4 protein-coding genes are annotated in these 6975 nt (G+C 38.7%); 1 reads left to right on the top strand and 3 read right to left on the bottom strand.

What is annotated here, in order from left to right:
• Positions 1–246 precede the first annotated feature (246 nt).
• Complete coding sequence (locus AB7E63_RS12680; RefSeq protein WP_006341732.1) at positions 247–939, bottom strand: SAM-dependent methyltransferase; 693 nt, start codon at positions 937–939, stop codon at positions 247–249.
• Between the two features lie 18 nt (positions 940–957).
• Positions 958–2457: a magnesium transporter gene (locus tag AB7E63_RS12675; RefSeq protein ID WP_006341731.1), complete on the bottom strand. Its 1500-nt coding sequence runs from the start codon at positions 2455–2457 to the stop codon at positions 958–960.
• 348 nt (positions 2458–2805) lie between these two features.
• Between AB7E63_RS12675 and typA the strand changes: the two genes are divergently transcribed.
• Positions 2806–4638, top strand: coding sequence for a translational GTPase TypA (gene typA / locus AB7E63_RS12670; RefSeq protein ID WP_006341730.1), 1833 nt, complete (start codon positions 2806–2808; stop codon positions 4636–4638).
• Between the two features lie 22 nt (positions 4639–4660).
• Here typA and AB7E63_RS12665 read toward each other — a convergent pair whose 3' ends face one another.
• Positions 4661–6745, bottom strand: a complete 2085-nt coding sequence (locus AB7E63_RS12665; protein ID WP_284452996.1) for a protein kinase domain-containing protein — start codon at positions 6743–6745, stop codon at positions 4661–4663.
• Positions 6746–6975 lie beyond the last annotated feature (230 nt).

Below are 6975 nucleotides of genomic sequence, written 5' to 3'. Positions count from 1 at the left end.
AAACAACAATTGTCACATGAAAAAAAACAGCTATTTTTAAACGTTTAGTCAAATTAACCATATTGCCAGGTATCACACTGGACAGGAATGCGACAGACCGCCTTGGTGGTACTGCTCTACATGTATTTTGTAAAAATACTTTTGATTTTGATACAGGAGAAAAATTAGTCACACAAAAAAATACTCACATGAAAAGTCATGAGGGAAAAACACCAAAATGATTGTCATAGAAAATAAATCCGATTTTTATTTCGAATTTTTTACTTCTTGAATGTAAACAATCCCCTCACCCCATGTAAAAGGTACAGAAAGAGTCCTATGAAGATTAAAACCAGAAGAGTAATCGCTTAATGGATAGCTTACTGTCATAATTTTTGTACCTGATGGCAATTGCTTGAATTTTTTTATGAGTTTTTTAATTAAAGAATCCTCCAAGCAAGTGCCATAGAGATAAAAAACTGTTCCACCAGAAAAATCGGATTTTGACATGTCCTCACAACGAAAGTCGATAGCTTCAAGATCACATCGCTTTCTTACCTTCTCAGCTTTTTGAATAAAGGAGGGAACAAAATCAATCCCGACCACGCGGCATTGATAAAAGCAATGCAGCCAAAAACACCCTCGTCCTCGCCCGCACCCAAGTTCATACACCACATCTTTTGGAGTTATTTGACAAGCCTCGGCGATTTTTGCCAGACTCGTTAAAGGGGTCTCTCCGTAAGCATGCACGTTCTTCTCGCCATGACGAATTAAAAATTTTTTGCTAATGGCAAAAGGATTTTGCCAAAGGTACTCTCTCAAGAGTAGAAGATCGCACTGACAGAATTGCCGGTTCTTGTAAAAGCGCCTAACAATGGCACAAAATTCTTTGAAATTGCGGTATTTAACTTTAAAATTTAACTTCAGAAGTTGCCAATAGGTATCTGAATCTTCATCCATGCCAGTCTCTCTCTAGACTTAAAATAAAGACTCATTTGTGGCATAATAAAAGTGAGAATACAAGATATTTGTGACTCTTGCAACGAGGAAAAACATCAAGGTTGATAACACATCGTTAAAAGCTGTCACAATAGGTCCAGAAGCCACAGCCGGATCAACACCGACGCGCACAAAGAAGAAGGGAGATAATGTCCCCAATACCGTTGCAGTCAAGCATGCTCCCAAAACTCCAAAGCTGACGGTCATACAAAGCATAAAGGGATCTGTTCCGAGATCATGAAATCCAAAATGATGCAGCATATAAACAACAGTTCCGCAAAGCAAACCGAAGATGGATCCAATCAGAAGCCCAATTCCAATCTCATTGCTAATTGCTTCACCACGTGTCCCGGGCGACAATTCCCCTGTCGACATCCCTCGAACCAAAATTGTACTACACTGAATCCCCACATTTCCAGACATTCCCGTAATAAGAGGCACAAAAAACGGCACGAATGCAAACCAAATCCGATCATTAAAATGGGACATTGCTGTAGCTGTTACTAATCCTGCGCAAAGCGTCACTAACAACCAAGGTGCACGCCACATAAAGCGTTTGAAAACGGGTTCATGCTCGCTCACACTTTCGGCGGTTCCCGCTATGCTAGCGATGGTTTCATCGGCAATATCTTCCATTGCTTCGACAACATTGTAATAAGTGATCACACCAACTAAGTGGTTATCCTGATTCACAACGGGCAATGCTGGGATCTTATATCTTTCTACAAGGTCAACAACCTCATCACGGGGTGTATCGACTGTCACTTTATGGAGAACAGGCCCCATGATTTGTCTAAGCTGAACTTCATCGGGATTAATAATCAAATTCCTGCCCGGAACAAAGCCCGCTAACTCGCCGGTATCATTCAAAACAAAAATGCTGCGTGAAAATTCAATTCCTGGATTATTCCGAATACAAACGGCGACCTCTCCAATTGTTGTATTCATATGAAAAGCAAAAAACTCATTGCTCATCAAACGTCCAGCACTATGACGATCGTGTTTTTGTAGTTCTCGTATCCGTGCGGCTTTTTTGGAATCCAGAAGATCCAAAATTCTACGAATACGGCGATCTGACATATCGTCTAATATCCAAACAGCCTCATCGGGAGGCATACCAGAGACTAATTGCAAAATTTCTTCATCATCAATTTCCCGAAAAATAATCGATCGCGTGCTACTGCCCGTATTAATCATAAAAATGATCTTGGCAGCTACATCTGGCAAATTTTCGTAAACAACCACGCGTGCATGGGGAGGGAGGCGACTTACTGCATAAGCTAAGTCAATAGGATCATGCTCGCTCGCAATTTTAGCGACATCGTGCAGGAGAACTTGAGCAGTTTCTTTATGAAAAGCTCTTTCCAATTTTTCATTCAATACGTCGTCTAAATGGCTGACTTTAGAATCGAGAAGATACCCCTGGGGATAATAAGGCGCACCTGTTTTATGCTCTTGGTCATGATTCTCTCTATTCATCTAAACCTCCATAAAACAATCAACTTATGCACCTTACTTAATCTGAACTAACGGCTCAACTTCTTGAGTGAAGAGAAGGGGTCAATTTGAAAAAGTTCAGATTTTTAAACTCTGGACAAGAGGAGCTTAGCCTTTTTCTTTTCTTTTTTCAAGAAAATTAATTGTTGAAAAAGTAATTTAGTTAATTCTTGATTTAAATGTTATATAAAGATATTCTAAACAATCCAAAGAAATTATTTTTAAGTTCCTATCCTCTTTCATGCGGCTTGATAAGATTTGAAGTTTTGAAAAAAATCAATTCACACGCTGAACAGGATAGATTCAAAAACATTCAACCCATAGAGATTCATGTTTTCACCAGAAAAAATTCGAAATATCGCAATTATTGCCCACATTGACCACGGAAAAACAACATTGTTGGACAGCCTGCTTCGGCAATCTAATATTTTCCGTGAAAATCAGCATGTCCCTGATCGTGTTATGGACAGTTATGATCAAGAAAAAGAACGTGGTATCACGATCTTTGCAAAACACACTTCCCTATATTTCTTGGATGACGAGACTAAAGAAGAATATAAAATCAACGTGATTGACACTCCTGGTCACGCGGACTTTTCTGGTGAAGTTGAGCGTATCCTCGGAATGGTTAACTCTGTGCTTTTACTTGTAGATGCGCAAGATGGTCCCATGCCACAGACACGCTTTGTGCTTTCAAAATCTCTTAAAATGGGACTTCGCCCCATCGTTGTCTTGAACAAAATTGACCGTCCACACGCAAATCCAGACGGTGTTCTAGACAAAACTTTTGATCTTTTTACAGAACTTGGTGCAACTGATGACCAACTCGATTTCCGTTATTGCTACGCTTCCGGTCTCTCAGGTTTTGCGATGCACCATCTCAGTGAAAAAAGCACAGACATGAAGCCTCTTTTTGAGCTGATTGTATCTGCAGTGCCAGCACCTCAGGGCAAATTAGACAATCCATTTTTAATGCATGCTGCGACCATTTCTTACGATGACTATGTGGGAAGACAAGCTTGTGGACGTATCCTAGATGGAACAATTCATAAAGGTGATTCCATTATTCACATTGATGAGCATGGTACAGAATCCCGTTGCACAGTTACACGTATTGAAGGCTATTTAGGCCTAGAAAAGGTTGAAATGAATGAAGCTGGTGTAGGCGACATCGTATGTATTTCAGGTATCCCTGAAATCACTATTGGCGATACATTATGCGATCCTAAAAAAATTGTGCGCCTTCCAAGAATTAAATTGGACGAGCCAACTGTTTCTGTTGACTTCACTGTTAACAATAGCCCGTTCGTTGGACAAGATGGAAAGCATGTCACCATGAATAAAATCCGTCAACGTCTAGAAAAAGAGAAAAAAGCAAACATCTCCTTGCGTATTACAGAATCGCAAGACGAACAAGATAAAATTACAGTTGCTGGACGTGGCGAACTTCATCTTTCCGTTCTAATTGAAGCGATGCGTCGTGAAGATTTTGAATTTAGCGTTTCAAAACCACAAGTTATTATTAAAGAAATCGATGGTGTCAAACACGAACCAATAGAAAGAGTCCATATCGAAGTACCCGAAGAATATTCTGGAACTGTGATTGAAGAACTTTCCAAACGTCGTGGTGAAATGCAACATTTACACACTAATGAGCATGGCATTACTTCGATTGAGTTTTTAATTCCTATGCGCGGTTTGATGGGCTATCGCAATGACTTTTTGACAGTGACACGTGGACTCGGCATTTTGACGTCTGTGTTTGAAGATTTTGCTCCATGGAAAGGTGCGATTCCAAGTAGACACCGTGGTGTTTTAATTTCTATTTGTCCTGGTAAAACAAACGGCTACGCTTGCTTTAACCTACAAGATCGGGGAGTTCTCTTTACAAGCCCAGGCGACGACGTTTACGAAGGGATGGTTGTCGGTGAAAATAGCCGTGAAAACGACCTCGTCGTTAACGTGATCAAAGGAAAGCAGCTAACAAACGTGCGAGCTTCTGGCAGCGATGAAAACATCATTCTGACACCTGCACGCCGCTTTACTCTTGAGCAAGCCATCGACTATATCCAAGATGACGAACTCATCGAAGTTACACCTCATTTTATTCGCATGCGTAAACGTTTGCTAACAGAAAACGAACGCAAAAGAAAAGGTAAATAAGCCACAAAAGCTCCCGGCTTCACTAAAGCTGGGAGTTTTTTTTAAATTCATCTAATCTATCTTTTACCTCTGTCAAGCAAATCCTTTTTTCATAATCCAGATTAGTCATTGCCGCAATGATCTCGATTAACTCTTCAGGCAGAGATTCTAACACTTTACGATTAAATTCGGGACCATCAAGAGTAGGCAACGGAGGAATTTTCCTTTCTGGAAAGTAATCTGCTCGCAAGACATATTGTTTGGGGTCGTAAGGAATTTGCCCATGAGAGAAAAACTCATATAATAAACAACCCAACGCATACACGTCCATTTTATGAGCAACTTGGTTAAAAAAGCCTTGATTCCCCTCTTGTCTAGCAGAAAAAATCGCATTTAAATCTCCTTCAGGAAGGTACTGTGGAGCCGCTATTGATTCCAAATGAAAACCTCTTTTCTCATCCAAAACGGATGCACCTCCAAAATCCGCCAAAAAGAGTTGAACCATGCCTTCTTTATCGACTTCATAAAAAACATTTTCTAATTTGATATCTCCATGATGTAACAGTTTCGTGCGATAAATACGTTCAAAATTGCAAACCAACTGATAAATGGCATTAAATTTCTTGCCAAACGTTGTGAAAATATCATGCTTTATAGGCTTTAATTTTTTATTTAATCCTGCTGCTTGTAAAAGGTTTCCTTCATACTTATGACATAAAAATGCGTAGCGTGATTTTTGCTCAGCCTCTATTTTCATTCTAAATAGCATTTGAGGTGCTTTTTGCAAACCATGCTCTCTTCCATATCCATGAAAATGTTTGAGCGTATAATATTCATTTTCCAAAATATAATCTGGCATGCCACATGCTATTTTAATCACTTTTAATCGACCTGATAAAAAACTTTTGATTGTGTAAATTGTCCCTGCTGCTCCTTTGTTATAAAAAGTTAAGCTCGCAAGATCTAAAAGAAGGAGTTTTTTTTCGTCAGAAAAGCCACAGGCAATTTTCCAGTCATTTATTTCAATAGTCTGTAGTTTTTGGATATCTTTTGAACCCTGCTTTAAAAAACCCTTTTTTACTAACAATCGAACGATCTTCATGAGGACTGCAGGAGATAAAATCTGCTTTTCCAGCCCTTGCATTTTTTTCAAAATTCTCTCGTAGTAATCAATGACAACATCCATGTTGAGTACTTTTTTATCCATATATGCATTTAAGTTTCCTTTTCCCGCATATTTTTTTATTCTAGATAGCGAGAGATGTAAACGGCGGCTAAGATCTGTAGCATCAACGTTAATAAGCTCATTCTCCTCATCGTCGCATAACACTTGCACAGTATTTTCTGATGCCTCTGATAAGACTTTTAAAGAAAAACGAGGATCATTTTGCCATTTATCAAAAACAAGTCTCTTTTCTTCCTGAGTGGTACCAGGAACGATTTCCCCTTTTTTATTGTAGGTTAGACGACAGATCAAAATATTTTTTATAACGCCAGGTATAATGGCTGGTAAAGGTTTGTTTATTTCTACAGGATTTTCTTTAGGCTTTGTTTGCAGTTGCTGTTCTTCTGACTGCTTTTTAATAATTGCATTCGCATGTTCTTGGACAGTGTATACCAATGCTTCATTACCCTTTAGATCTGGATTTAGAGGAATCTGAACACTTTCCATCCACTTAATCAAACTTTTTCTTCGAATATGAACCGTTTTAAGGCGACCATCCACGATAGCCAAAAATGTCACGCTACGAAAAAAAAGCCGGTCAATCAACCGTGCTTTTTTAATTCCTTTGCTTGTTAACCAAGGTTCCAAGTTCAATCGATGTTGGTAATACTTTCCTGTCAAAAAAGGAAAGGTCGAGCCATTTTTTTGGTAGATAAAAGCATGAATGTTAGAAATAAGCTTAAGCTTGGGCATTTTTTCAAGCTTTAATCCCTGAAATTTGCTCCAATGTTTTAATTCTGAAAAATCTAGACGATATGTTTTAATTCCACAGGGTGTTTTTATATTAACCTTTACACATTGATAAAAAAGAGATGTAAAGCGCCCACGGACTTTAATGCCACTCGATGGATAAGAATCAAAGTAAAATGCACCATTCTTACAAGTGCCAGATATTAGGTTCATACGAACTCCTTAGGATGATTCAATCTGTCATCCAACACTAACACTTCAGATGAATTACTTCTATAAGCATAATCACAATAGGACTGTCAGTCTATTTGCAAGATTTTTGACAGTCCTTAAATAATTAGTATAATGTTAGCTTTTTACCCTTAGAATCCATATAAGCATCAAATATTTTGGCTGCTTCATAAATGTTGATCCGCTCATCCGGATTCAAGTTCACCATTTTT

Source organism: Parachlamydia sp. (assembly GCF_050255895.1).
GTDB classification, from domain to species: domain Bacteria; phylum Chlamydiota; class Chlamydiia; order Chlamydiales; family Parachlamydiaceae; genus Parachlamydia; species Parachlamydia acanthamoebae.
The sequence above is the reverse complement of the archived record's forward strand: the minus strand, read 5'-3'. Positions and strand labels throughout refer to the sequence as shown.

Coding starts and splice junctions, on each gene's coding strand:
- AB7E63_RS12680 (WP_006341732.1), bottom strand. CDS start 939: ATGGATGAAGATTCAGATACCTATTGGCAACTTCTGAAGTTAAATTTT.
- AB7E63_RS12675 (WP_006341731.1), bottom strand. CDS start 2,457: ATGAATAGAGAGAATCATGACCAAGAGCATAAAACAGGTGCGCCTTAT.
- typA (WP_006341730.1), top strand. CDS start 2,806: ATGTTTTCACCAGAAAAAATTCGAAATATCGCAATTATTGCCCACATT.
- AB7E63_RS12665 (WP_284452996.1), bottom strand. CDS start 6,745: ATGAACCTAATATCTGGCACTTGTAAGAATGGTGCATTTTACTTTGAT.